This is a genomic window from Caballeronia sordidicola (genome assembly GCF_001544455.2).
Classification (GTDB): Bacteria; Pseudomonadota; Gammaproteobacteria; order Burkholderiales; family Burkholderiaceae; genus Caballeronia; species Caballeronia sordidicola.
Genome location: NZ_FCOC02000003.1, coordinates 316,645 through 340,793 on the forward strand (window position 1 = coordinate 316,645; position 24,149 = coordinate 340,793).

General features: G+C 59.5%; 23 protein-coding genes. 10 read left to right on the plus strand and 13 right to left on the minus strand.

Annotated elements, in window-relative coordinates:
- Positions 1-199 precede the first annotated feature (199 nt).
- Positions 200-1,300 carry a TIGR03118 family protein gene (locus AWB64_RS07780; protein WP_082850393.1) on the minus strand — a complete coding sequence of 367 codons (1,101 nt, stop codon included), beginning with the start codon at positions 1,298-1,300 and terminating at the stop codon, positions 200-202.
- Between the two features lie 521 nt (positions 1,301-1,821).
- Here AWB64_RS07780 and AWB64_RS07785 point away from each other — a divergent pair.
- Positions 1,822-3,447 (plus strand): methyl-accepting chemotaxis protein, encoded by a 1,626-nt coding sequence (locus tag AWB64_RS07785; protein ID WP_063493171.1) that lies wholly within the window; start codon positions 1,822-1,824, stop codon positions 3,445-3,447.
- A gap of 8 nt (positions 3,448-3,455) precedes the next feature.
- Here AWB64_RS07785 and AWB64_RS07790 read toward each other — a convergent pair whose 3' ends face one another.
- Together AWB64_RS07790 and AWB64_RS07800 are read right to left on the minus strand one after the other, a co-directional pair.
- Positions 3,456-4,382, minus strand: coding sequence for a LysR family transcriptional regulator (locus tag AWB64_RS07790; protein ID WP_060818407.1), 927 nt, complete (start codon positions 4,380-4,382; stop codon positions 3,456-3,458).
- Between the two features lie 362 nt (positions 4,383-4,744).
- A complete protein-coding gene (locus AWB64_RS07800; RefSeq protein WP_060818120.1) occupies positions 4,745-6,244 on the minus strand; it encodes an MDR family MFS transporter in 1,500 nt (499 codons plus the stop codon).
- A 69-nt stretch (positions 6,245-6,313) separates the two neighbouring features.
- Here AWB64_RS07800 and AWB64_RS07805 point away from each other — a divergent pair, with 69 nt between their 5' ends.
- Positions 6,314-7,000, plus strand: a complete 687-nt coding sequence (locus AWB64_RS07805) for a TetR/AcrR family transcriptional regulator (RefSeq protein ID WP_060818121.1) — start codon at positions 6,314-6,316, stop codon at positions 6,998-7,000.
- 125 nt (positions 7,001-7,125) lie between these two features.
- Positions 7,126-7,329: a cold-shock protein gene (locus tag AWB64_RS07810; protein WP_060818122.1), complete on the plus strand. Its 204-nt coding sequence runs from the start codon at positions 7,126-7,128 to the stop codon at positions 7,327-7,329.
- Positions 7,330-7,345: 16 nt separating this feature from the next.
- On the opposite strand, the gene AWB64_RS07815 is transcribed toward AWB64_RS07810, so the two are convergent.
- The 3 genes from AWB64_RS07815 to AWB64_RS07825 form a co-directional block, all read right to left on the minus strand.
- Positions 7,346-8,809 carry an amino acid permease gene (locus tag AWB64_RS07815; RefSeq protein ID WP_060818123.1) on the minus strand — a complete coding sequence of 488 codons (1,464 nt, stop codon included), beginning with the start codon at positions 8,807-8,809 and terminating at the stop codon, positions 7,346-7,348.
- Between the two features lie 329 nt (positions 8,810-9,138).
- The gene (locus tag AWB64_RS07820; protein ID WP_060818124.1) at positions 9,139-10,257 is read right to left on the minus strand and encodes a 3-deoxy-7-phosphoheptulonate synthase; all 1,119 of its coding nucleotides are present in this window, start codon (positions 10,255-10,257) and stop codon (positions 9,139-9,141) included.
- Positions 10,258-10,520: 263 nt separating this feature from the next.
- Positions 10,521-11,402, minus strand: a complete 882-nt coding sequence (locus AWB64_RS07825) for a manganese catalase family protein (RefSeq protein WP_060818125.1) — start codon at positions 11,400-11,402, stop codon at positions 10,521-10,523.
- A 363-nt stretch (positions 11,403-11,765) separates the two neighbouring features.
- Between AWB64_RS07825 and AWB64_RS07830 the strand changes: the two genes are divergently transcribed.
- Genes AWB64_RS07830 through AWB64_RS07840 form a run of 3 tightly spaced genes read left to right on the plus strand, consistent with a single transcriptional unit; the run spans position 11,766 to position 13,737 of the window.
- Positions 11,766-12,182, plus strand: a complete 417-nt coding sequence (locus AWB64_RS07830; protein WP_060818126.1) for a ribbon-helix-helix domain-containing protein — start codon at positions 11,766-11,768, stop codon at positions 12,180-12,182.
- Positions 12,183-12,224: 42 nt separating this feature from the next.
- Positions 12,225-13,229, plus strand: coding sequence for an extracellular catalytic domain type 1 short-chain-length polyhydroxyalkanoate depolymerase (locus AWB64_RS07835; protein WP_060818127.1), 1,005 nt, complete (start codon positions 12,225-12,227; stop codon positions 13,227-13,229).
- Between the two features lie 13 nt (positions 13,230-13,242).
- Positions 13,243-13,737, plus strand: a complete 495-nt coding sequence (locus tag AWB64_RS07840) for a nucleoside deaminase (protein ID WP_060818128.1) — start codon at positions 13,243-13,245, stop codon at positions 13,735-13,737.
- A gap of 36 nt (positions 13,738-13,773) precedes the next feature.
- On the opposite strand, the gene AWB64_RS07845 is transcribed toward AWB64_RS07840, so the two are convergent.
- The 3 genes from AWB64_RS07845 to AWB64_RS07855 form a co-directional block, all read right to left on the minus strand.
- On the minus strand, positions 13,774-15,318 hold the full coding sequence (locus tag AWB64_RS07845; protein WP_060818408.1) for a methyl-accepting chemotaxis protein: 1,545 nt from the start codon (positions 15,316-15,318) through the stop codon (positions 13,774-13,776).
- 178 nt (positions 15,319-15,496) lie between these two features.
- Complete coding sequence (locus tag AWB64_RS07850) at positions 15,497-16,603, minus strand: porin (protein WP_060818129.1); 1,107 nt, start codon at positions 16,601-16,603, stop codon at positions 15,497-15,499.
- Positions 16,604-16,796: 193 nt separating this feature from the next.
- Positions 16,797-17,657: an MBL fold metallo-hydrolase gene (locus AWB64_RS07855; RefSeq protein WP_060818130.1), complete on the minus strand. Its 861-nt coding sequence runs from the start codon at positions 17,655-17,657 to the stop codon at positions 16,797-16,799.
- A gap of 513 nt (positions 17,658-18,170) precedes the next feature.
- Here AWB64_RS07855 and AWB64_RS32210 point away from each other — a divergent pair.
- The gene (locus tag AWB64_RS32210) at positions 18,171-18,428 is read left to right on the plus strand and encodes a hypothetical protein (RefSeq protein WP_075643257.1); all 258 of its coding nucleotides are present in this window, start codon (positions 18,171-18,173) and stop codon (positions 18,426-18,428) included.
- A 671-nt stretch (positions 18,429-19,099) separates the two neighbouring features.
- On the plus strand, positions 19,100-19,930 hold the full coding sequence (locus tag AWB64_RS07860) for a MipA/OmpV family protein (RefSeq protein ID WP_244163975.1): 831 nt from the start codon (positions 19,100-19,102) through the stop codon (positions 19,928-19,930).
- A gap of 23 nt (positions 19,931-19,953) precedes the next feature.
- On the opposite strand, the gene AWB64_RS07865 is transcribed toward AWB64_RS07860, so the two are convergent.
- Positions 19,954-21,207 (minus strand): MFS transporter, encoded by a 1,254-nt coding sequence (locus AWB64_RS07865; protein WP_060818131.1) that lies wholly within the window; start codon positions 21,205-21,207, stop codon positions 19,954-19,956.
- Between the two features lie 211 nt (positions 21,208-21,418).
- Complete coding sequence (locus AWB64_RS07870; protein ID WP_060818132.1) at positions 21,419-22,003, minus strand: H-NS histone family protein; 585 nt, start codon at positions 22,001-22,003, stop codon at positions 21,419-21,421.
- A gap of 404 nt (positions 22,004-22,407) precedes the next feature.
- On the opposite strand from AWB64_RS07870, the gene AWB64_RS07875 reads away from it, so the two are divergent.
- Positions 22,408-22,878 (plus strand): HU family DNA-binding protein, encoded by a 471-nt coding sequence (locus AWB64_RS07875; RefSeq protein WP_060818133.1) that lies wholly within the window; start codon positions 22,408-22,410, stop codon positions 22,876-22,878.
- 91 nt (positions 22,879-22,969) lie between these two features.
- Here the strand turns inward: AWB64_RS07875 and AWB64_RS07880 are convergent, their stop codons facing one another.
- Positions 22,970-23,395 carry a phasin family protein gene (locus AWB64_RS07880; RefSeq protein ID WP_060818134.1) on the minus strand — a complete coding sequence of 142 codons (426 nt, stop codon included), beginning with the start codon at positions 23,393-23,395 and terminating at the stop codon, positions 22,970-22,972.
- 249 nt (positions 23,396-23,644) lie between these two features.
- On the opposite strand from AWB64_RS07880, the gene AWB64_RS07885 reads away from it, so the two are divergent.
- Entirely contained in the window at positions 23,645-23,950 is a 306-nt protein-coding gene (locus tag AWB64_RS07885) for a hypothetical protein (protein WP_157766597.1), read from the plus strand.
- Positions 23,951-23,983: 33 nt separating this feature from the next.
- Here the strand turns inward: AWB64_RS07885 and AWB64_RS32215 are convergent, their stop codons facing one another.
- Positions 23,984-24,130, minus strand: a complete 147-nt coding sequence (locus tag AWB64_RS32215) for a hypothetical protein (protein WP_244163976.1) — start codon at positions 24,128-24,130, stop codon at positions 23,984-23,986.
- Between the last annotated feature and the right edge of the window lie 19 nt (positions 24,131-24,149).

Consider the following 24,149-nt stretch of genomic DNA (forward strand, 5'->3'; position numbering starts at 1 on the left):
ACCAAGCCAAAAAAATCTGGGAGTTAGTGAAAGCCCCGATAGTAAATCTCAAGAGCGTTGATTGGCGGGCTTGTTCAGCCTGTGCGGATAAATTGGTGCTTATTTGTGCGGTGCGATTTTCGTGAAGTTTCACACACATGCACGCACGCCCGCCGCCACGGGTCAGGTAGCGGCGGGCGCTTCTCTCTATATCACCTGCTTACTGCGCATCGATACGGCCATAAATGCCGGTCGTCGGGCTCGGACCTGCAGCGAAGAACAGCGTGTTGGTCGGCTGGCTCGCGGCGTTATTGCCGAACGACATGCCCCAGATGCCGGTTTGCTTGATCGGCGTGCCGTCTGCCTGCGTCAACGCGCCAATGAACGCGCCAGTCGTCGGATTGAACGCATTGATGGTGCCGTCGCCAAAGTTGCCGATCAGCAGGTCGTTGCTGGCCGCGCCGAAGTTGGCGGGCGCCATCGCGATACCCCACGGCGAGTTCAGCGCGCCGCCCGAGGCAATGCGCTTGATGAACCGGCCATCGGTATCGAAGGTATCGATCACGCCGTTGCCCGCGCCGTTGACCTGCTTGCGGCCATCCGTGCCTTGCTTCGCGTACGTCACCGTGACTGTCGTGCCCGTCACGTTGATGCCGAACGGCGCAAAGCCCGCAGGCAACGCCGGGTCCTGGAAGCTGCCGGCAAGCTGGACCTTGGCGAAGTTCTTGTCGAAGACATCGACCTTGTTGTTGTGGAAGTCGGTCGCGTACAGGAAATTACCCGTCGCGTTGTTGCCGATCGCGAGACCCTTGTAGACCGCGGCGCCAGCGGCGTCGTCGAAAGCGATGACGGCCGTGGTCGGCAACACCTTGGGCGACCAGCCAGCGATCGTGCCGGCTTCCGTCGCCCACAAGAACAGCGCGTTGCTCGTGTTGCCGCTGGCGCTGATCTGGAAGTCGGTGGTCGTGTTGAATACGATGCCCGTCGGACCGCCTGGGCGTCCGTTTGCCGCCGGCGGAATCGTCACGACCAGCGACTGCGGAACGCCATTGCCGTCATACAGCGTGGACTTGCTCGTGGTGTTGTCCGACACCCACATCACACCGGTCGGATTGAACGCGATGCCCCAGCCGTTTTGCAGGTTGGCGTCGGCGTGCGCCGCGGGCGTGCTGCCGTCGGATACGAGCAGCGTGGTCTTGAACGGCGCCGTCAGCGTGGTGCTGTTGTTGTTCGAATTTGAATCGCTGCCGCCACATGCCGCCAGCGTCGCAACGGTGAGTCCCAGCATCATGGACAAGGCAAGCTTCTGCTTCAGTTTCATTGGAATTTTCCTCTCGCGGTATGAGTGGTGTTCGCCGGCTTGCTTCATCGTCTTGAAGCGCGGCCAACCGACGACATGGATTCGCCGGAGATGAGCGACCGCTGCCTCCGCAGCGGCTTGCCTGTCTCCTTCAAGCGTCCGAACGTCTCACTCTGAACGCGCGTATAAAACTATTTATTCCAAAATATTTCCGTGGAAACAGGGTAGAAATTTTTCTTATAGATTCCTAACTAAAAGGCGATCTTGTCAGCCTTGAGAGGCGCTTTAACAGCCAGCGCCGCGGGGTTATTCCATGCGCCCAAAAATAGTTTCCGGCCTGCTTTTTATTTCCTGGGCGATGGAATAAATCGGCGCTCAAATACGTTAGCGCGGAAAGGACTTCAAAAGGTCGTGCATCGCTTCAATCCAGCGGGTGAAAAAAGCCTCAAGTTTTTAAAACAAGGCCCGTAAACACACGTGAGGCATGGCCCGTGACAGCGCGTCACGAGTCTGCATGGTCACAACTCAACGAGAAAAACGACATGACTATCGTTCGACGGCTGGTGTTGACGCTCGGGGTAGCGTTACTGGCTCTGGCGTTCGTGGGCGGCTACGGGCTTTCGCAGCTTCATGGGTCTTATCAGCGCATAGAAGGACTGGAGACGCATACGATCCCGGGTTTGAAATCCATATCGATGACGCTCGATGACGTCGCCGACATGCGTCTGAACGTGTATCGCTATGTGGTGGACGGCATCGATGACGTGAGCCGCAGCGAGATCCAGGGTGAAATCGCCGATGCGGACAAGCGCTTCGACGCACACGTGGCCGAGTATCAATCGCGCGGAATATCCGACGCTCGCGATCAGCAAATGCTGAACGCGGACAGGGCGAACATCAACGCATACCGGACTGCGCGCACCGCGTTCTTCGACAAGGTCAGAGGCGGCGATAAAGATGGCGCGCTCGCCATGCTGCACGACGGCGGCGCGGTGCATACAGCGGCGGTTGCGCTCAATGGCGGCTTGCATGCGCACCTGAACTACAACATCGAACGAGGACAGACAATACGCGACGAGAACGCTGCGGCCTACAAGACAGCCTTTGGCCTGATGCTCGCGATCGTGATTGGCGCGCTGGTGGTGACGGGCTTGTTCGGCAGCCAGCTTTACCGGTTGATCAGCCACGGACTTGGCCGATTGCAAGGAACGCTGCAGCGCATCAGCACCTCGCTGGATCTCTCGCAGCAGGCGGAGGTGGATCACATGGACGAGATCGGACATACGGCGGCCGCGCTGAACAGCCTGCTCGAGCGCATGGCCGGCGTTGTCAGCGAAGTGAGAGTGTCGAGCGATGCGGTCGGCGTTGCATCGAAGCAGATTGCCGCGGGCAACATCGATTTGTCGGCCCGCACCGAACAACAAGCGGCTTCCTTGCAGGAAACCGCCGCAAGCCTCGATGAACTGACGGCCACGGTACAGGGCAACGCCGACAGCGCGAAGCAGGCAAGCGCGCTGGCGGTGAGCACCACGCGCATCTCGGACGAAGGTAACGTCGCCGTGGAGCGCATGGTCGGCACCATGAGCGAGATTGCGTCGAGTTCCGCGCGGATCGCCGAGATCACCACGTTGATTGAAGGCATTGCATTCCAGACGAATATCCTCGCGCTCAATGCCGCAGTCGAAGCGGCGCGGGCGGGCGAGCAGGGACGCGGTTTCGCGGTGGTAGCCTCGGAAGTGCGCAGCCTCGCGCAACGATCATCGGTCGCGGCGAAGGAGATCAAGGATCTGATCGAGCGCTCGGTTGCAACGATTCATTCGGGTTCGTTGCAGGCTGAAGAGGTTGGGCGATCGACGGCCGAGGTGCAGCGCGCGATCAAGCGCGTGGCTGAAATCGTCGGCGAGATTGCGGCGGCGTCTGACGAACAGGGCCATGGGATCGAGCAGGTGAATCAGGCGATCGGCCAAATCGACGAAGCCACGCAGCAGAACGCGGCGCTGGTCGAAGAAGCGGCGGCCGCGGCGCAGTCGCTCGATGAACAGGCGATACGCCTGAGCGGGACCGTGTCGGTGTTTACTGTGAATGCAGGCAGGTCAAAGGGCGGTGACCGACTCATGATTCGGCCCGTTCAGGCGCTTGAGGATGGCGTCGTTTTGCAAGCTTATTGAGGGCGCGCCTACGCGTGATCTCCGAGCGGCGCTCCGGTCATCGACACAAGAAAATCAAAGAACGCGCGCACTTTCGCGGGCAGATGATGGCGCGACGGATACGCCGCATAAAGCGGAAAGGTTTCGTCGGCCCAATCGGGAAAGAGGTCGACCAGCCGGCCGCTGGCAAGCAACTGCTCGACACCGAGCGCCAGCACCTGGGCAATCCCGTGACCTGCAAGACACACGCCGTGCATGGTGCCGACGTCGTTTACGCATAGACGCCCGCGCGCCTTGATGACGACCTTGTTCTTGCCGCGATGAAACTCCCACGGAAACGGCCGGCCCGTTTCCGGATCGCGAAAATTGATGCATGCATGCGGCTCGCGTTCGAGATCAGCAGGCGCGAGAGGCCGGCCATGTTTCTTGATATACGCGGGCGACGCCACCGTGATAATCCGCGTATCCAGCAGTTTGCGCGCAATTAAGGTCGACTCGCGCGGTTCACCGAACCGGACGGCGAGATCGAAACCGTCTGCGATCATGTCGCCGAGCTGGTCTCGCGTGATCAGGTCTAGCTGGAGTTCAGGATACTTCTCGACAAACGCGCCAAGCCGCGGCCCTAGAAACAGGCGCGAAAAAAACGGATCGACATTCACACGCAAGCGTCCGCGCACAGCGTTCGCGCCACGCGACGCCGATGCCGCCGCTTCTTCAAGCCCGCTGAGCAACGGCACGACCTGCTCGTAGAAACGGCGGCCTTCGTCGGTGAGTGTCACGGAGCGCGTGGTCCGCTCGAAGAGCCTGATGCCGAGCCGCGCTTCGAGCCGCGCAACGGATCGGCTGACACCGGATTGCGACATGTCGAGCGCTTCGCCCGCCGCGGCGAAACTGCCGCTGTTGACGATTGCGCTCAAGACGCCCATGCCGTTCAGTATTTTTTCATCGAAGCTCATGAGCATGCTTTCCCGTCATCGATGGCGTGGAATGCGGAGGTACGCATCCCTCATCGGGTCACGGCTGGGAGTACGTGCCCTTGGCGCTGGACGCGGTATTGCGCGTTTTGCGTGGCTTTTTGTGCTTGGGCGCGGACGAGCGGTGCGTTGCATTTCCCCCGCCTGACATGGACGATTGTCCTTCGCCAAAATGATAAGTCTCGGCGAACGCTTCGCCTGAAATGACGGCGAAGGCGCTAAGCGTCGAGACAACGATCATGTGCTTGAGCTTCATGTGGCAGGCATTCCTCTATTGAAAGTGCGTCAGCTTAAACCAAATGAATTCGGATCGAAGGAAAGCCGGCGCACTCAAGGCATTGCCATTATCTCCGCAGCGGCTTGTCCTGCATGAACCACGACAGTGCAAACGCCAGCAGCACAACGGCGCTCGCCACCAGAAACACAACGTGCATGGATCCTGCAAACGCGTTGAGATAAATATCGCGGGCCATTGCGGGCAACTGCTGGACCATCGCTGGCCGCATTGAACCGGGCATTTCCATTCCGGCCGGAAGTGCATCGGCGAGCCGCGTTTGCAGGCCGTTCGAGAAAATCGCGCCAAACGTGGCGACGCCGACAGACCCGCCGATCGACCGGAACAGCGTGGCGCCAGATGTCGCCACCCCAATATGCTTGAACGGCACCGCGTTCTGCACCGCCAGGACAAGAACCTGCATGACCATGCCAAGCCCGAGTCCGAGCAGCAGCATATACAGGTACATGGTGTGAAGCGGCGTTGCCAGTTCGAGCCGCGACAGGAGGAACATGGCAAGCGCCACGAGCGCCGTGCCGCAGACCGGAAACCAGCGGTACTTGCCAATCCTGCTGATCACCCGCCCGCTGATGATGGAAGTTGAAAGCACGCCGGCCATCATGGGCAGGATCTGAAGGCCGGCTTGCGACGGTGTCGAGCCCTTCGCCACCTGAAGATAAAGCGGCAGGAAAGTGGTCGCGCCGAACAACGAGAAGCCCACGATAAAACCAATCAGTCCACTCAATACAAAAGTACGCTCCTTGAAGAGGCCAAGCGGCATAATTGGTTCTTCGGCGAGACGTTCTTCATGAATGAACCCGCCCAGCGTGATGATTCCAAGCGCCAGCGTGAACCAGAGTTGCGGCGAACTCCAGGGCAGCAAAGTCCCGCCCTGACTGGTGAAAAGGATGATACAAGTGAGCGATGTAGCCAGAAAGGCCGCGCCCATGTAATCGATTTTATGCTTCACATGCGCCACATGCGGCTTGAACACCAGCCCGATCACGATCAGCGCCACAACGCCCAGCGGCACGTTGATATAGAAGATCCAGCGCCATGAAAGATGCTCGACGATAAACCCGCCCAGCAGCGGCCCGATTACCGTAGCCACGCCGAACACGCCGCCGAACAAGCCCTGATAACGGCCGCGTTCCGCAGGCGGAATCACATCGGCAATGGCTGCCATTGTCACTACCATCAGGCCGCCGCCGCCAAGCCCCTGCAACGCGCGCAGGACGATCAGCTGGGTCATGTCCTGCGCCATGCCGCACAGGATGGAGCCCGCCAGAAAGATCAGGATCGACGCCTGGATCACGATCTTGCGGCCGAACAGATCGCCGAACTTGCCGTACAGCGGGACCACGATAGTGGAACTCAGCAGATACGAGGTCACCACCCACGACAGGCTTTCAAGTCCTCCGAGCTCGCCCACGATAGTCGGGAGCGCCGTCGACACAATGGTCTGGTCGAGTGCGCCGAGCAGCATGACAAGCAGCAGCGCCGTGAAAAGCAGCCGGATGGGTGGCCGCTCAGCAGCGGGAAGCGCAACAGTAGGTTGCATGGTTTCCATTCGAGTGCCTGAATTAATTAATATTGAAGTTAATATTAGGCGACGTCTTTCCTTGGGTCAATTGCGACGATGACTAAAAATGTTACCGAAACTCCTCGAAGTAATATCTCCGCCGACGCCGACACGCCTGTGCGCCGGCGCGGCCGGCCGACTGGCGTGCACCATGGTGAACCGCGCGCGCTGCTACTTGATGTTGCATTGTTACTGTTCGCGCGACGCGGAATCATGGAAACCACGCTCGGTGCAATCGCGCGGGAGGCGGGCGTCACGCCTGCGATGGTCCATTACTATTTCAAGACCCGTGAACAATTGTTGGACGTACTTATCGACGAGCGTTTCGTGCCGCTGCGTGCGAGGCTCGGCTCGGCGTTTGCCGACTCGAATGCCGAACCGGCAGAAGCGCTGCGTGCTTTTGTGGAAGGACTCGTGGCAGTGGCGGAACAAAATCCATGGTTCGCGACGCTGTGGATCCGGGAGGTGATCAGCGAAGGCGGTTTGCTGCGCCAGCGCATAGCCGAGCGCTTCGGTGACGCAAACCAGAAGGCGTCGATCGAGCGTATTGAACAGTGGCAGAAGGAGGGCAAGCTTAACCCGCACCTGGAGCCGTCGCTCTTGTTCGTTTCATTGTTCGGGCTCACCTTGTTGCCTCTCGCCGCGAACTACAAGTGGGCCGAGGAGCGCGGCTGGAAGCCCAGGCGCGATAATGTCTCGCCGCATGCCGTCGCATTGCTGATGCAAGGTATTGGACCTGTCTGAACCCGGTCGATGCGCGCAACGATCAGACAAGCACTGGCAAAATTTCGCCGGTTGAACCGCATTCGTACGCAACCGCGCGAGCATTGCGTGCTACCGTTCCTCCTTTTTGCAGCCAGGAGACGGCCATGCCGACCGGACGAGTGAAGTGGTTTAGCGACGCAAAGGGTTTTGGGTTCATTACGCCGGACGATGGCAGCGAAGAGTTGTTCGCGCATTTCTCGGAGATCAAGACTGAAGGGTTCAAGACGCTGCTGGAGAACCAGAAGGTCAGCTTCGACATTGGCCAGGGTCCGAAGGGCAAGCAGGCATCGAATATCCTGCCTGCCTGAGCGTTTCGGTGCGGCGTTATTGAACGTGGGTTTCGGGATGGCGTAGCCGCGAATGATTGCGTCCGTAAGAAACATAGATTACGAGTCCAATCACCAGCCAGACGACAAGACGCATCCACGTGACGAGCGGCAAGCCTGTCATGAGCAACACGCAGAACAGGATTCCGAGGATCGGCACGACAGGCACGCCCGGCACGCGAAATGGCCGGCTCGCGTCCGAGTCGCTGCGCCGCAGGTAGATCACCGCGCCGCACACTAGTACGAACGCGAACAGCGTCCCGATGCTTACCATCTCGCCGAGCACGCTGATCGGCGTAAAGGCCGCGACAACGGCAACGGCCGCGCCAATCATGGTCTGGCTCAGGTACGGCGTCTTCAATCGCGGATGAACCTGCGCGAAGAGCCCGGGCAACAAGCCGTCTTGCGACATGGTGAAAAAGATGCGGCTCTGGCCATACAGCAGCACGAGGATCACGGTCGTCAAGCCTGTCAGCGCGCCTATCTTGATGAGAATGGAGAACCACGTGAGTCCGATTACGTCGACGCCCTTGGCGATTGGATCGGGCACGTTCAGTTCGCCATAAGGTACGAGCCCCGTCAACACGCCGGCTACCGCGATATACAGGATCGTGCAGATGATGAGCGATCCGAGAATGCCAATAGGCATGTCGCGTTGCGGCTTGCGTGCCTCCTGCGCAGCGGTGGAAACCGCATCGAAACCGATGAACGCGAAGAACACCACCGCCGAGCCGCGGAGGATTCCGCTCATGCCGAAATTGCCGAACTCGCCGGTATTGGGCGGAATGAACGGATGCCAGTTCGCCGGATGCACAAAGAACACGCCCAGCGCGAGGAACGCCACCACCACGATCAACTTGACGGCGACCATCACGTTATTGAGCCGTGCCGACTCCTTGGTGCCCATGACCAGCATCAGCGTGAGCGCGGCAACAATGAACACGGCCGGCAAATTGACCATGCCCGAGACCGACGTGCCATCGGCGAGTTTCACCATCGTTCCGGGCGCGGCGGCAAAGCGCGGCGGTATGGTTAAGCCGACGTTATGCAGCAAGCTCACGATATAACCCGACCATCCGACCGCGACGGTGGCGGCGCCCATCGCGTATTCGAGTATCAGGTCCCAGCCGATGATCCATGCGAACACCTCGCCCAGCGTGGCGTACGTATAGGTATAGCTGCTGCCGCAGACGGGCAGCATGGCCGCGAGTTCCGAGTAGCACAGCCCGACGAACGCACACGCAATACCGCCAAGTACGAACGACAGAATAATGCTTGGTCCTGCGAACTGAGCGGCGGCCGTGCCGGTGAGTACAAAGATTCCAGCGCCGATGATCGCGCCTATGCCCATTGCCGTGATACTGAGCGCGCCTAACGTTTTTGCCAGTGGACGTTCGCCGCCGTCAGCACTCTTGACGATATCCTCGACGGATTTGCGCGCCATGTAACTGGTATCGGCCATCGGTGTCGCCTCGCTTACGTTGTTGGATACGAACTCAACCGGCCGGGCCGGTCGATCTGCACACCACTACGAAACATGCTTGATGCAAGGCGGCTCGCCGTTCCTGGCGATTGAACCAGGAGCGGTGAATTGACGATGTGACGGGTCTATGCGGCCCAGTCTATGCCGAATGAATTTGCTTGTGAAGTCGCAGATATGCCCGTGTTTTCACAACGCGTCGCGCGAAATACGTAGCAAAGGTTCGAGAAGGAGAGGCACACGGAACCGGTGCGCAGCCTCTTGTGCTGCGGTATGCAATGCGCCGAAGGTCACTTCGGCGCATCGAACAATCAGTGCTTGCGACGTTCACGCACCGCAGCAGCCAGACCATGCAGGACGGGTTCGGTCTGCGTCCACGCAAGACATGCGTCGGTGATGGAAACGCCACGGCGCAATGGTACGCCCGGCTTCAGATCCTGCCGTCCTTCTTCCAAATGGCTTTCGATCATCACGCCAATAATCCGCTTGTCGCCATCGGTCAATTGCCGTGCAATGTCCTCGCTCACATCAACCTGGCGCAGATGCGACTTGCCCGAATTCGCATGCGAGCAATCGATCATCACCTGCTCGCGCAAGCCCACGTCTTTCAACGCGGCGCATGCCGCAGCCACGCTTTCGCGATCGTAGTTCGGGCCTTTCTTGCCGCCGCGCAGGATGACGTGCGCGTCCGCGTTGCCGCGCGTTTCGAAGATGGCGGCCATGCCCATCTTGGTCATGCCCATGAACGCATGGCTTGCTGCTGCCGCCACGATTGCCTCCGCCGCGATCTGCACGCCGCCGTCGGTCCCGTTCTTGAATCCGATCGGGCAGCTCAGGCCCGACGCGAGTTGTCGATGACTCTGGCTCTCCGTCGTACGCGCGCCAATGGCGCCCCACGCGATCAGATCCGCGATGTATTGCGGGCTGAGCAGATCGAGGAATTCCGTGCCGGTGGGCAGGCCCATGTTGCCGATATCGAGCAGCAACTGGCGCGCACGGCGCAGGCCTTCGTTGATGCGGAATGTGCCGTCGAGCAGCGGGTCGTTGATATATCCCTTCCAGCCCACGGTTGTACGCGGCTTTTCGAAATAGACGCGCATGACGATCAGCAGATCGTCGCGCAACGCGTCGGCGGTCGTTTTCAGGTGGCGTGCGTATTCGATCGCCTGATCGTGATCGTGGATCGAACACGGACCAACCACGATGACCAGACGGTCGTCGCGGCCTTGCAGGATATTGGCGATCTCGACACGGCTTTGTTCAACCAGTGCCTGCACGGCTGGCGTGACGGGCAAGTCGTCCTGTAGCAGGGCAGGCGAGATCAGCGGACGTACAGCGCCGATGCGGACGTCGTCGATGCGTGTTGTGTCCTGGGTCGCGTCGGCACGGCCGGCTTCCTGATCGTGGAATGGGTTGTCGAGGCGGCTCATTGAGGTTCTCCGAAGCTGGGCATAGCCTGGAATTATCGCATTTGTCCCGGGCTATTTGCGCCAAGCGCGCATGCGTGTTCGGCGACGGCGCATTTTCGGTATGCGTAATACTAAACCCTGTTGCCGGGAGAGAGCCTTGCGGGCTGTGAAATGGCGGATGGATATCGTGTTCTTAGCTGAAACAGACGTCGCAGAGAATTCGCGTGTCATGCAGCAGATGTTCAAAGGCCCTTCCAGCTAGCGCTGGAAGGGCCTCTTCCTGCTTAAAGCACCTTCGCCTGTCCCGCCCCGAGATCCGCACCGGTCGTCGGATCCGAATTCAGATCCGACGCAGTGCGCGAGGCCATGGCCTGCAACACGTCGACTTCTTCCGCCGATACACCCACGGTCGCCAATCCATCACCGCCATCGACTGCCGGCTGCGGATCTTCGACGAACTTCCAGTCGCCGCCTTCATTCCACGGTCCGCGCAAAGCCGGCTCCGTGCCTTGTGACATGTTGTAGTACACGCTTGTAAATTCCGGATTGCCCGGCAACTTTCCTTGCGGGAAATTCGGCTGGATGGAATGCAGCGCCTTCTCGAACGATTTCTGATGCGCGATTTCCCGCGTCATCAGAAAGCCGAGCGTGTCCTGGATGCCCGGGTCGTCGGTGAGATTGATCAGGCGTTCGTAGACAATCTTCGCCCGCGCTTCAGCCGCAATATTAGAGCGAAGATCGGCCGTCGGCTCACCAATCGTATCTATATAGGCAGCCGTCCATGGCACGCCCGCCGAACTCGTCAGCGCCGGGCCGCCGCCATAAAGCAGGGACGTGATGTGCGAATCGTTGCCGTTCGCCGTCAGCGACCGGTACAACTCCGCTTCTTCTTCCACACCTTCGGCAAGGCGGCCCTTTGCGCCCTTGTTCAGCATGGCCACGATCGAGCCGATGATCTCGAGATGGCTCAACTCTTCAGTGGCGATATCGAACAGAAGGTCCTTGCGGGCCGGATCATCCTCACTGACTGCTTGCGTGAAGTAGCGGCACGCGGCCGCGAGTTCGCCTTGTGCACCACCGAACTGCTCGAGCATCAGATTCGCGAGGCCTGGATTTGGCGCTGCGACGCGAACGGTGTATTGCAGGCGTTTGTTATGTACGAACATGGGTAAATCTCCTTAGCAAAGGGTCGAGGCTTCGCATCGCGTTGTCGAAAGGCGTGCGCACGCCCGCGAATCGTCGCGATGAAAAAACCAGATTGGACATGTTGGTTGCTCCGGACGGCAACGCACTATTGAACGCGTTACACCCAGCCAAGGGCGCCCGGATCTCAAAGCATTTGCAATGCTTTGGCGACTTGCGGCGACTTCGCCGCGAAGAAAAATGGGACTACGAGGTTCACTTCAGCATTGGCTGTTCCCGGGACGGTGTATCTGCCTGTTTACGTTAAAAAAGCCGAAAAAATTTGACGCGGTGCAAAAACCAGCCTATAACCATCTATATGGATGGTATCTGGATGGATTTAGGTAATGCAAAAACTTGAAGTGGTTCGGCCAAAAGGCGGCGAGACCGAGAAGATCACGATCAATCTGGGTCCCATCGACCTGGGGCAGATCGATTTGCTGGTCGAAGAAGGGTTTTACTCAAACCGTACAGACCTGATTCGGACTGCGATCCGTAATCAGTTGGCGACCCACGCGCAAGTGGTGAACGAAACGGTCACGCGTCGCGCACTGGTGCTCGGCATGCAGCACTTTTCAAAGCGCGATCTGGAAGCTGCGCGTGACGCGGGCGAGCGTTTCGATATCCAGGTGCTGGGTCTCGCCAGCATTGCTTCCGATGTCACGCCGGAACTTGCGCTGGAGACGATCGCATCGATTGTCGTGCTCGGGGCGTTCCACGCTTCGCCCGCCGTGAAAGCGGCGCTGGCTGGCCGGATCGCTTGAGCGCCCTACACACCGCTCTTCTTTCTATAACTGGACAAGATGATGAAACTCGATGAAGGATTCCTGCACTCGATGCAGGACACAATGAAGCTGCTGCGCACGCACGGTCCACAAGAAGCGACCGCGGCGCTGCAACGCGCGCTGAAAGGACAGGTCCCGCAAGCGCCCACGGCGGATGTATCGCCAGTTAAGTCGGCGCAGGCACCCGGTACGTTCGGCACGCACTCCTATGCGAACGCGGCGGGTCAGCGTACCTACAAGCTGTACGTGCCGCAAAAGTACAACGGCCAGCCAGTGCCGCTTGTCGTGATGCTTCATGGCTGCACGCAAGATGCCGACGACTTCGCCGCGGGCACGCAAATGAACGCATTGGCCGAGCGCGAGGGCTGCATCGTTGTGTATCCGGTGCAGCCGCAGCAAGCGAACACGTCGAAGTGCTGGAACTGGTTCAAGCCGGCGGATCAGCGGCGTGATGCCGGAGAGCCGTCGCTGATCGCGGGCATTACGCGCGACGTGATGGCGAAGCACACCGTCGATCCGGCGCGTGTATTCGTGGCGGGTTTATCGGCAGGCGGCGCGATGGCTGCCATCATGATTCGCGCCTATCCCGAACTCTACGCGGCAGCCTGTGTGCACTCCGGGCTCGCGGCGGGTTCCGCGCACGATCTGCCGTCGGCGCTTGCGGCCATGCGTGGCGGCAAGACAGCGCGCGCCCGGAATACGGAAACGCCGAAGCGGCCGCTGATCGTGTTTCACGGCGACGCCGATAAAACCGTGCATCCATCGAACGCTGCCGAGTTATTGCGTGCGTACGGCGGGCAAGCCGTCGTATTCGATGAAGCCACGCGCGACGAAGCCGGCAAGCGAAAGAGCACGGTAGAGCGGGTCAAATCGGCGGACGGCGTGGATGCCGAACTGTGGCTTATCCACGGCGCGCCGCACGCGTGGGCGGGAGGAAGCGCGCGAGGCTCCTACACCGACGCAGGCGGCCCCGACGCAAGCGCGGTCATGATGCGCTTTTTCCTCGATCATCCGATGCGCGGCTGAAGGAAACAAGGTCATGAACAACGACGCGAACGAACGCGACATGGCGTTGCTGCGGGAAGTGATCGCGCTTTCAGAAAAGTCGAGGCACGAAGGAAGGCATCCGTTCGCCGCGCTTATAGCCGATGAACACGGCCATGTTGTCGCGCGAGCCGGGAACAATTCAATGCCGCCACTGGGCGATCCCACGCAGCACGCCGAGTTGCGCGTGGCAGCGCAGGCGGCGAAGGACTTTTCGCCGGAGCAGTTGCTCAAATGCACGCTCTACACGAACGCCGAACCATGCTGCATGTGTTCGGGCGCGATCTATTGGTGCAGTATCGGCCGCGTTGTGTACGCGATGTCGGAGCGGCGTCTGCTTGAAATTACCGGCGATCATCCCGAGAATCCGACGTTCTCGCTGCCGTGCCGGGAAGTATTTGCGCGCGGACAGCGGAAGGTGACTGTAGTCGGGCCGTTGATCGAGGATGAGGCGGCCGTGGTGCATGAGGGATTCTGGGAACGGGAATGATGCACATGACGTTACCCTGCCATGTGCATCCCACGCTCAAGCCGGCAACGAAAAACTTCCGATTGCTTCGCGCAGGACATCGACCTGATCCTTCAGCGAATGTGCTGCCGCCGCCGCCTCTTCAACCAGCGCCGCGTTCTGCTGGGTGACCTGATCCATCTCGCCAACCGCTCGGTTCACCTGCTCGATCCCCGCGCTTTGCTCGTTCGACGCGTGGCTGATTTCATCGAGGATCTCATTCACGCGACGCACGGAACTGACGATCTCGCTCATCGTTGCGCCCGCGTTCGAGACCAGCGACGCGCCTTCTTTCACCGTATTGGTCGACGTGCCAATCAGCGCCTTGATCTCCTTCGCAGCCGTTGCCGAGCGCTGCGCGAGGCTGCGCACTTCAGCCGCCACGACGGCAAAGCCGCGCCCTTGTTCGCCTGCCCGGGCCGCTTCGACGGCCGCGTTCAACGCAAGGATGTTGGTCTGGAATGCAATGCCATCGATCACGCCGATGATGTCGCCGATCTGCTTTGAACTCTCGGTAATGCGCGTCATGGTGTGGATCACTTCTTCCACCACGCCGCTGCCGCGCTGGGCGACATCGGCGGCTTCGCCCGCGAGCTTGGCGGCTTGCGTGGCGCTGTCAGCGTTCTGCTTCACGTTCGCGGTCATCTCGTCCATGCTCGACGCCGTTTGCACGAGCGCGGCGGCCTGCTGTTCCGTGCGCTGCGACAGATCCGTATTGCCGGCGGCGATTTCCGATGCGCCCACATTGATGTTCTCGGTCCCGGCGCGCACCCGCGAGACGGTCTCGACCAGGCCGCTTTGCATTTCGCTCAGCGCGTACATCAAGCTATGGGCGTCGCCTGCGGCGAGCGGCACGTGCGTGGTCAGGTCGCCGCGCGCAATGCGTTGCGCCGCGCCGACAGCAATTGACGGGTCCCCGCCGAGTTCGCGCTTGATACTGCGCAGCACCAGCAGCATGGCAAGCGACGCCAGCACGCCGAGCACTGTGGTAATCGCAAACCAGCGCAACGCGCTTGCGTAGAACGCACTCTGGATATCGTCGGTGTACATGCCGGTCACGATGTACCAGTCCCACGGCACGAAGTGTGTGGCAAAGCTCATTTTCGGCACGGGTTTGTCACTGCCAGGCTTCGACCATAAATAATTGATGAAGCCGCCTTCGGGCGTCGAGTTACCGGCGTTGACGATGTTGACGAAGAGCTTGTTGCCCGCCGGATCGGCGAAACCGGCGAGATTCTGGCCGTTCAACGCCGGTTTGATCGGATGCATGATCATGACCGGGCGCGAGTCGTTGACGGATATATAGCCATCAGTGCCGTATCGCATGGACGCGAGGACCTCGAGCGCACGCTTTTTCGCGTCGTCTTCGGACATGGTCTTGTTTGCGGCGAGACTCTGGAAATGCGCGGTCATGGTGGCGCCTTGGGCAACCAGCGCTTTCAGTTGATCGCGTCGATCCTCGATGGTTGAGGAACGGCTTTGCCATGCCCCGATAAACCCGATCGCGACAAGTCCCAGCCAAAGCACGGCGATCATCGATCCGAGCTTCTGATTCAAATTCATCTTTTTCATGTCTACCGCCGTCGCCTATGTTGAACCGCGTTGAATGTGCGGCGTTGGGCGCTGCCGAGCGCTATGCCTGACTCATTTACGGCATGGCGGAGACGGAATGTAGGGGTGGGATAACCCGTATCGGACGATTAGACGAGCGCGGGTGCTTTTAAGCGCCCGCTTGCATTGATCAGAACGTGCTGCGAATTCCCACGCGGCCCACCGCCTGCTTCTGGTTGCTCGAAGGATTGAAGCCTGCAATCTGCGCGGCGTTCGCGTCGCCGGCTGCTTTTTGGTAAACGCCCAGCGCGTAGACCGATGTCCGCTTCGACAACGCATATTCAGCGGTCAGGTTGAACTGGTTGTATTTCGGCTGGGCGCCGTTTGCGTGATCGCGGCCGGTCGTATACGTGTAACCTGCGCTGATGGTGACTGCCGGCGTTGGCATGTAGATGCCCGATACTTCGTAGTTCTGGAAGGTTGCATCGTGGCCTGCGCTGCCTTGCTGGAAGAGGGTATTCGTGAAATCGGCAAGCAGTCGCAACGATTCGAGCACCTGATATGAAGCGCCCACGCCAAACACGCGTTGTGCTCGCGCAGCCGCAAGATAATCGCCATACACTGCATTGGTGAAGCCGGGATAGTTCTGGTAACCCTGCGTCGATACCCCTGGATCATTGATGCGCAAATAGGCGACGCCTGCGCTGACCGGACCGGCGGCGTAGGTTGCGCCCGCGCTGAACGTGGCGTTGTCGGAGAACCGTCCCGCGATGCCGCCTAGCGAATAGAGTCCGCCGAAGGTGAAACCCGCGATGGTTGGACTGCGGTATTTCACGGCATTCGAAATAGGAAAGCCGTTGTCCGTGTTGTCCATATCGTTCGGGTGCGCGAAGTAATAGCCGCCGACATTCCCGTTGAGGCTATAAGGCTCGACGAAATCCACGATCGAATCCCACTGGCGGCCAAGGGTCACCGTACCGGCTTGCGCGCTTTCGATACCCGCGTATGTATTGCGCGAAAACGCAAGTCCGCTGCCGAGCCGGCCAGAGTTGATGTTAAAGCCGCTTTCCAGGCGGAAGATCGCCGACAGGCCGCCGCCGAGGTCTTCAGCGCCGCGTACGCCCCAACGGCTGCCGGCCGTCACGCCGGAAGCGAGTTGAAACAGGCGGTTGCCCCGAACGTTGCTGACGATATCGACCCCGTCCTCCACGATTCCGTACAGGGTCACCGAGCTTTGTGCGTGTGCAATGGACGCAGTCGCGACGATAGGAAGGATTGTTGCAAGTTTTTTTCTCATACTGGCGTCCCGATCTGAAGCGAGGTGAATAAATGAGTTTGGTGAAGCTTCACTTGAGGATCGCCGAGGATAAGGGGCCAGTCTCCCAATTTGGTAAAAAACCGTCTCCTTGCATTACTCAAGACATGTTTCGGATAGCTACGAAATTGAATGAAGTGAATTCGACTCCTTTCTCACACGCGTCAAGCCCACATCAGAACACGTTGATTGGAAGCTTCAGATAGCGTGTCCCGTTGGTTTCGACGGGCGGGAATTCGCCAGCGCGAATATTGAGTTGTATGGACGGGATGATCAATGCCGGTTGCGCCAGCGTGGCGTCGCGTGCCGTGCGCATGGCGACGAATTCGCTGGCGGTAATGCCATCGCGCACATGAATGTTGTCCGCGCGCTGCTCGGCGACCGTGGTCTCCCAACGCGTGCCGCGGCCCTCAGGGGGGTAGTCATGGCATGCAAAAAGACGCGTCTGCGGTGGCAGGCTCAGCAAGCGTCGAGTCGACTCGTAAAGCGTGTGCGCATTGCCGCCGGGGAAATCGCATCGCGCGGTGCCCACGTCCGGCATGAAAAGCGTATCGCCCATGAATGCCATGCCGTCGAACAAATAAGCCACATCTGCCGGCGTGTGGCCGGGCACGTGCATGACCTTACCCGTCAGCGTTCCGACCTGGAACCTGTCGCCATCGACGAAAAGGTGATCGAAAGGTGCGGCGCCCGAGGACGCGTGTGCATCCAGATTGAAGATGCGCTCGAACGCGCGTTGTACAGAACGAATATGCTCGCCGATGGCAATAGCGCCGCCTAGCTGCTTCCTGATGTATGCGGCCGCCGAAATGTGATCGGCGTGCGCGTGCGTCTCCAGCAACCATTGCGCTTGCAGGTTTTGCGCGGTCACGAAGCGGATCACGCGATCGGCCGAGCCGCTGGATATCCGTCCGGAAGCCGGTTCGTAGTCGAGTACCGCGTCGATGATCGCGCACGGCGAACCCGGAGCTTCGTACACCACATAGGTCATGGTTGAAGTCGCGGGATCGTGAAAAGCTTCGACGCGTGGTCTCATGAGGGACTCCGGGTTCGACAGGGTGGATTTCCTGCGCGCCTCAACCTGGCGCCGGGCAGCGTCGAGCTATTGTCGATTGGTTGCAAACTCCCTTCAACCCGGTGGGCGCATAGGTCGCGATTTCTCTCCTCAAGTCTCCCGGCCGTCTGGCCGATAAACCAGCAAAGGCAGCGTTCACCGTAGGTGTCTATGCGGCGCTTCCGGAGGATCATCGTAAAAAACTGTTGCGATTTTGCCTAAGACCGCACCATGACAAGCAATCGAAGCATAGAGTTAAAGTGCTTTCTCAAGTTTTTGGTGCGTCGCGGGAGGTCCTGTGAAACGTAGAACGGCAAAGCAACTCGTTGTTCAACTTGCGGATTTAAGGAATCTCGCGCGGTGTAGCGCACTGAGAGCGGCGGCGGCCAGTAGCACGATGATGCAAAGCACGCCTGAGGACGTCAGCCGCAAGACGCCAGGCGTCATAAATACGGCTGATGAAGGTGAGCCAAGAATCATTTGTGGGAGCGGCATATGAAATCCACGCATGAGCACTCGCTGCGGACCCAGGTCGAAAAATGGCTTGCGCCGGGTTTGTCGACTCCTGTTCGTGTTACTGAATTCAGCCGTACGCGTGTAGGCCGGCGACGGTATGTATGTGTCGAAACGGCTTTGCCGCGCGGGCCGCGTGCGCTGCTTTTCTTTCGTCATGACGATGGCTGCTGGTGCGTGTTTCCACCCGCGTCTGATGGAACACGCTCGAGGTACCCGGGGCTGATCGCCTACAGGTAAATTAATTTTCATGGCAGTAGTAGTTTGGGATGCTGAGTTGAACAGGCTTAGGTAAGCGCGCGGTATTGTGATGCCGCGCGTGATGTGCGGATCACATGGGCGGCAGTCTGCCTGCCGTGTGCTGAAAACTACTACGCTGGGAGAATCGCCATGTACATCGGCTTGCTTGTCTCGCAAGTGCGGGATCGTCAGGAACGGCTTTCTTATCCCGATACCGCATCGTCTCAGTTCGCTCCTTCAGCACATCGATTTGCCGGCTTCTGGACGAGAATCAAAGGCGCTTTTTTGCATCGAGCGTGAATCGGTTCATTTGCCTTGGTATTTTCGACATGGCCGGAACCTTCCGGCCAGCGGCTTTCTTGTCCCTTCCAATTTGCTGCGGTCGTTCGACCGCAGCGTCATATCTCTGCTTTGCTGACGCACCTCGCGCATTGCAATGGCGCGCCCTGCGCTGATTGCGTTCGCCCCGGGTTTCTGATATCGGTCGTCCGGGTTCGCCGCATCGGGCGGGGTTAGTGCTGACGGAGCGCTGAATGAGCGCTGGGCTGCACATCGACTTGTGCTTGAGTTTCCGGTTGCGAAACGAATACGGCGCGGGTGCATTTTCCGAAAATCCTTCCAAGAAAAATGCCGGGTCTCTGCGCCCTTGATCCTCATTTAACGGTTCGCAAATGCATAAGCGGAAAGCTTACTCGAAGCTCGACGACCCGCGGTTCCTCCTCATGATCTGCTGCCTGATCTCGGCTCAGGCAAGCCGGGCCGCGGCCGTGGATCTTCCAGGCATGCTGCCGAGCATGGTGGGCGGCGGCCTTGGCTCCACGACCGATTACGCGGGCGGCAAGGATCGCTTTGTCGGCGCTGTGCCGGGCGTGCGATACGTGACCGATGGCGGACGCCTGTTCGAATTGTATGGACCGTACGCACAGTTCGATCTTGGCGGGGTTACAGGGTTGCAATACGGTCCTGCGGTTTCGCTGCGGCTGGGACGCAGTCATGTCGATGACCCGGTCGTCTCGCAGATTCACGAGGTCCACACCACAGTGGAAGGCGGCGGGTTTGTCGGCTATGAGTATGAGCATGTGGGGACCGTGCCGTATCGGCTGCGCGGGTCGGTGACGGTTGTGACCAACGCGGGCGTGGTTTATACAGGCGCGCGCGTGTCGCTGAATGGCAGCTTCTGGATGCCGGTGTACCGGCGGGTTTTCGCGGGCGCCGGAGTGGGCGCGAGCTGGGTCAGCCAGGGGTTCAACCAGGTCTACTTCGGGGTCACGCAGGAGGACTCCGCGCGCAGTGGACTGCCCGCGTTCAGTCCTTCGGGCGGACTCGAACAGATGACAGGATGGCTCGCCGCGATCTATCAGTTCAATAAACACTGGTTCGGCGGCGCGATGATCTATTACCAGCGAATATCGGGTTCGGCAGCGGACAGTCCTATTGTGACGCAGCGCGGTAACCGCAATCAGATCACTTATGGCGCGGGCGTCGCTTATGCGTTCGATTGAGTATCGAAATGAATGGCGCGGAATTAATTCAGATCCACGCCCTTCAGTTCGGGAATGAGAAAAAGCGTCGCCAGCATGTCGAGAACATAAATGCCCGCGAGCGATGCAATCGCGACGTGCAACGAATACGACGCAGCCAGTCCGCCCACGATAACCGGTCCGAATCCGCCGACGGCCCGTCCAATATTGAACAACACGTTTTGTGCCGTCGCGCGAGCCGCAGTGGGATACGCTTCGGAGATAAGCGCACCATAGCCGCCGATCATCCCGTTGATGAAGAGGCCCATTACCGCGCCGGCCCAGAGCATGGTGCCGGGTGTCGACAGCGTGGAGTAGAAGATCACCATCACGACGGAACCTGCCTGGAAGAACAGGAACGCAGGCTTGCGGCCCATGCGGTCAGCGAGTTGACCGAAGAGACAGACGCCGATCATCATCCCGACAATGGTGACCGAGGTCCAGAGCGCCGACTTGGTCAGACCGAAGCCGAGCGTCTTTCCGAGGTAAGTCGGCAGCCAGATCATGATGCCGTAATAGCCGAAGTTCTGGACGGAACACAGGATCACAATGCCGATACTCGCGCGGGTCGTGGCGGCATTCGCGACGAGCAGTTTGAAAGCGTTCGGCTTGCGTTCGAGCTTCATCGCGCTTCGAACAAAGACTTCCGGTTCGTGCAGCGAGCGCCGAACCATCCAGGCAATGATCGCCGGCGCCACGCCGAGTAAAAACATGCCGCGCCAGCCAATGTGCGGCAATAGCAGCGGCGTCAGCAAAGACGCCGCGAGTACGCCTGCCTGCCAGCCCAACGCAACATACGACGACGCCCGCGCGCGATACTTCGCCGGCCACGCTTCGGCCGCCAATGCCATCCCGATACCAAATTCGCCGCCAAGCCCGATACCCGCGATGGTCCGATACGCGAGCAGATCCCAGAAGCTCCGTGCGAACGCGCATAGGCCCGTGAACACCGCGAACAGCATGATGGTCCACGTCAGCACGCGGACGCGGCCAAACCGGTCGCTCAACGAGCCGAACACAATGCCGCCCGCAACGGCGCCGATCAGCGTCCACGTAACCAGCGCCCCGGATTGCTGCGCGCCGAGATGCAATTCAAGCGCGATGGCAGGCAGCATGAAGCCGAGAATGAGCAGGTCGAACCCATCCATGGCGTAGCCGGTCGCCGATGCGACGAGTATCTTCCACGCGGTTTTATCGGCTGCGTCCGAGCGTCTTAGGTTCGGCGCGGTGTGTCCGGATGCCTTTGCGTCGGCTTCCATGCCAAGCTCCGTTGGGAATTCGTTTTGGGTTTGAAAGCGCCGTGCCTGAAACAACGCGTCACGTTCCGGCGGATGCAATTCAATGTCGGGTTCGCGCGGCCTCAGGCATTAGACGATACAAGGCCAACAACCGGAATTGCACATCGCTGATGGAAAAACCGATGGCGGCACGTGACACGCGGCCCCCATCGATTACCGTTTCCGGCGTTACCTAGATTGCTTTCTGGCTTGCGCGCGGGGTTTTGACAGAGCGGTTGCGCGCGGCTTTTTTCGCCGGTGCGCTCTTGCTCGATGCTTTGACTGTCTTCGCCACGCCTTTCTTTGCAACCGCTTTCTTCGCTACGGCGCTGCCCGTTGCCGAGGGCTTCGCTTGTGCGTTCTTGCGCGGCGCGCGGACTTGCTTAGCGGTGGCATCGGTGCCGTCGGCCGCACTGGCTGCGTTTGAAATCAGGAACTTCGAACGGTCCTTGACCTGGGCGATCCACGCCGGCGCACGGCCATGACCGGTCCAGGTTGCACCCGTCTTCGGATGAAGATACTTCGGCGCACTCTTGCCCGGCAGACTGCCTGCGGCTTTCCGCCTTGTTTTCAACGGTGCTTTGGCAACGCTGCCATGAGCCGTTTTCGCTTCGCGTCTTGCCTTTGCTTTCTGTTCGATATCGTCGGTGGTCAGGCCGTGTTCCAGCATGATCTTTCGAATCTGATCGACTGCCGCCTGCATCTTTTTTGCAATCAACGCGTCAGCCTGAGTCTGTAGCTTCGTTATTTTCACGCGAAGCTCGTCGATCGTAGGCATTGGGACCTCCTGTAGTGAACGTGGCCGCACTATGCCACGCGCGCTTCAATTGCAAAAGTGCTGATCGCGTTCAGCGAGACGGACGTAACCATTCATTACGGTGGGACCCGCAAGGTTGGCGATCGAATGCGGTCGCGTTTGCTCACAACTTGAATACTGGTTGAAGGACGTCACCTATGCTTTTCGATAGGGTTTTGCTGGATCTGCGTCCACGAAGTGAGGTACAGGTGCCCGGTTTCGTGACTTTCATGCAAAAAACCCTTTAATTTATGGTCCGGGATGTTGCGTCTTGAAGGCGGTGTTGTTACGCTGGCGCCCAACCTGAGGATTTGTACCTTTGCGTTAGTCGGTGACGGCGCAAAGGCAAAGGTCTTGGGCAACTTTTGACTACAAGCGAGGAACTCATGGCAACAACCACGAAGAAGACCGCAGCTCCGGCTGCGAAGAAAGCAGCAGCTCCGGCTACCAAGAAAGTAACGGCAGCCAGCAAGAAAGCTGCGCCGGTAGCGAAGAAGGCAGCGGCGCCTGCAGCGAAAAAAGCCGTTGTGGCCGCTCCGCTGAAACCCATCAAGGACTCGTTCACCAAGGCATCGCTGACCGTTCATCTGGCAGAACGTTCGGGCGTCGAGCCGAAGGCAGCGAAGGCATTGATGGCAGCACTTGAAGAAACGCTGCTGGCATCGATTCACAAGAAAGGTGCTAAGGAATTCACGTTGCCGGGCCTGTTGAAGGTCGTCGCACAAGACGTGCCGGCGAAGAAGAAGCGCTTTGGCAAGGACCCGTTCACGGGCGAAGACAAGTGGTTTGCTGCCAAGCCGGCGTCGGTGCGCCTGAAGGTGCGCCCGCTGAAGAAGCTGAAGGACGCCGCACTGTAATTGAAGTCTGCTGAATAAAAAACGCCTCTCGTGATGAAAATCCGGGAGGCGTTTTTCATGGCGGCCGTGAAAGATCGCGCCAAAGGCCTGCTTACTTTTGCTGCTGCTCCATCGACGACTTCAGTTCCTTGGCCGCTTCTTCAATCCGCTTCGTCACGATCGCGTAAGCCTCGGTTTGCGCCTGCTGCGTTTTCTGCGCAATGTCCTGCATGTCGGCCAGCGCCTGATGCAGCGCCTTCTGCACGACCTCTGTCGGGTTAGTCGTGGCCTTGCCGGGCGACGCGGCGAACTGCTGCGCGATGGTCTGGAAATCGCCCAGTGCGCGACGCAGGATTTCAAGCTGCTTGTCCCGAAGCGCTTCCATGCCACCGAATGCAACCCGGTTTGCGGCCGCAAGCGCCTCGACGTCCTTGCGACGGGCATCGAGAATTGCCTGGACATCGAATCCGGGGAGTTTGTATTGCTGGAACATCGCGGCAAACTGACTGAACGGGTCGCTGTACTCGGGCTTTGCCATGTGCGTCTCCAATAGGTTTAGTCGCGGTTTAGGCGCGTTCGGAAAAACGCAGGCGCTCCCGGTGTACGACCTTCGGCGCCCAACGCTCGTTCGATATTACAGCGGAACGGCCATTGACGAATCCGAGGGAAAACGCGCGGGATCGGGTTCGCGAACCGCCCGGACGCAATTAGTCGGGAACATAGTCATTCTCCACGGCTCATAGAAAATGAGTGGATGGCCATTCATTGCATGGCATTAGTGGAGTAAATGATGAAAGTCGCGGCGAAGATTTTTGTATCGATGCTGATTGCAGGCATGTCAGCAGGTGTTCATGCGCAGGCGAGCGGCAATCTGGCCGACGGCGCGAGTCCGGCGCTCATGCCCAATCCCGCTGCTCCCGGTTCAACGATGCCGAGCCCGAGCGTCACGGGCAGCCGCTCGCAAACCAGCACGGGTCTCAGCAAAGGGACGGACGGCGTCATCAGCAGCATGAGAAGCAATGGCACGAGGACCACGGAAAGTTCCAACCTCAGGCCGCCCAACAGGACAGGGACAATGCCCGGCACGCGATGACCTTGGCCATGTTATTGATCCACGAACGGGCGCTCACCGGAACACGAGCGCGCGAGCGCCGCCTCGCTGCAGCAGGAAATCCTCGATCACCATGGCAAGGTCTTTCTCGTTAGGGCGTGTTCCCCACGTGCTGTATCCGGCAACGGAAGCGATCGCGAACCATGAATGAGGCGGGACCATTCTGCTATCACCGTGCCGC

Bases quoted from the DNA above. Each gene is read 5' to 3' on its own strand.
- AWB64_RS07780 (WP_082850393.1), bottom strand. From the start codon at position 1,300: ATGAAACTGAAGCAGAAGCTTGCCTTGTCCATGATGCTGGGACTCACC.
- AWB64_RS07785 (WP_063493171.1), top strand. From the start codon at position 1,822: ATGACTATCGTTCGACGGCTGGTGTTGACGCTCGGGGTAGCGTTACTG.
- AWB64_RS07790 (WP_060818407.1), bottom strand. From the start codon at position 4,382: ATGAGCTTCGATGAAAAAATACTGAACGGCATGGGCGTCTTGAGCGCA.
- AWB64_RS07800 (WP_060818120.1), bottom strand. From the start codon at position 6,244: ATGGAAACCATGCAACCTACTGTTGCGCTTCCCGCTGCTGAGCGGCCA.
- AWB64_RS07805 (WP_060818121.1), top strand. From the start codon at position 6,314: ATGACTAAAAATGTTACCGAAACTCCTCGAAGTAATATCTCCGCCGAC.
- AWB64_RS07810 (WP_060818122.1), top strand. From the start codon at position 7,126: ATGCCGACCGGACGAGTGAAGTGGTTTAGCGACGCAAAGGGTTTTGGG.
- AWB64_RS07815 (WP_060818123.1), bottom strand. From the start codon at position 8,809: ATGGCCGATACCAGTTACATGGCGCGCAAATCCGTCGAGGATATCGTC.
- AWB64_RS07820 (WP_060818124.1), bottom strand. From the start codon at position 10,257: ATGAGCCGCCTCGACAACCCATTCCACGATCAGGAAGCCGGCCGTGCC.
- AWB64_RS07825 (WP_060818125.1), bottom strand. From the start codon at position 11,402: ATGTTCGTACATAACAAACGCCTGCAATACACCGTTCGCGTCGCAGCG.
- AWB64_RS07830 (WP_060818126.1), top strand. From the start codon at position 11,766: ATGCAAAAACTTGAAGTGGTTCGGCCAAAAGGCGGCGAGACCGAGAAG.
- AWB64_RS07835 (WP_060818127.1), top strand. From the start codon at position 12,225: ATGAAACTCGATGAAGGATTCCTGCACTCGATGCAGGACACAATGAAG.
- AWB64_RS07840 (WP_060818128.1), top strand. From the start codon at position 13,243: ATGAACAACGACGCGAACGAACGCGACATGGCGTTGCTGCGGGAAGTG.
- AWB64_RS07845 (WP_060818408.1), bottom strand. From the start codon at position 15,318: ATGAATTTGAATCAGAAGCTCGGATCGATGATCGCCGTGCTTTGGCTG.
- AWB64_RS07850 (WP_060818129.1), bottom strand. From the start codon at position 16,603: ATGAGAAAAAAACTTGCAACAATCCTTCCTATCGTCGCGACTGCGTCC.
- AWB64_RS07855 (WP_060818130.1), bottom strand. From the start codon at position 17,657: ATGAGACCACGCGTCGAAGCTTTTCACGATCCCGCGACTTCAACCATG.
- AWB64_RS32210 (WP_075643257.1), top strand. From the start codon at position 18,171: ATGAAATCCACGCATGAGCACTCGCTGCGGACCCAGGTCGAAAAATGG.
- AWB64_RS07860 (WP_244163975.1), top strand. From the start codon at position 19,100: ATGCATAAGCGGAAAGCTTACTCGAAGCTCGACGACCCGCGGTTCCTC.
- AWB64_RS07865 (WP_060818131.1), bottom strand. From the start codon at position 21,207: ATGGAAGCCGACGCAAAGGCATCCGGACACACCGCGCCGAACCTAAGA.
- AWB64_RS07870 (WP_060818132.1), bottom strand. From the start codon at position 22,003: ATGCCTACGATCGACGAGCTTCGCGTGAAAATAACGAAGCTACAGACT.
- AWB64_RS07875 (WP_060818133.1), top strand. From the start codon at position 22,408: ATGGCAACAACCACGAAGAAGACCGCAGCTCCGGCTGCGAAGAAAGCA.
- AWB64_RS07880 (WP_060818134.1), bottom strand. From the start codon at position 23,395: ATGGCAAAGCCCGAGTACAGCGACCCGTTCAGTCAGTTTGCCGCGATG.
- AWB64_RS07885 (WP_157766597.1), top strand. From the start codon at position 23,645: ATGATGAAAGTCGCGGCGAAGATTTTTGTATCGATGCTGATTGCAGGC.
- AWB64_RS32215 (WP_244163976.1), bottom strand. From the start codon at position 24,130: ATGGTCCCGCCTCATTCATGGTTCGCGATCGCTTCCGTTGCCGGATAC.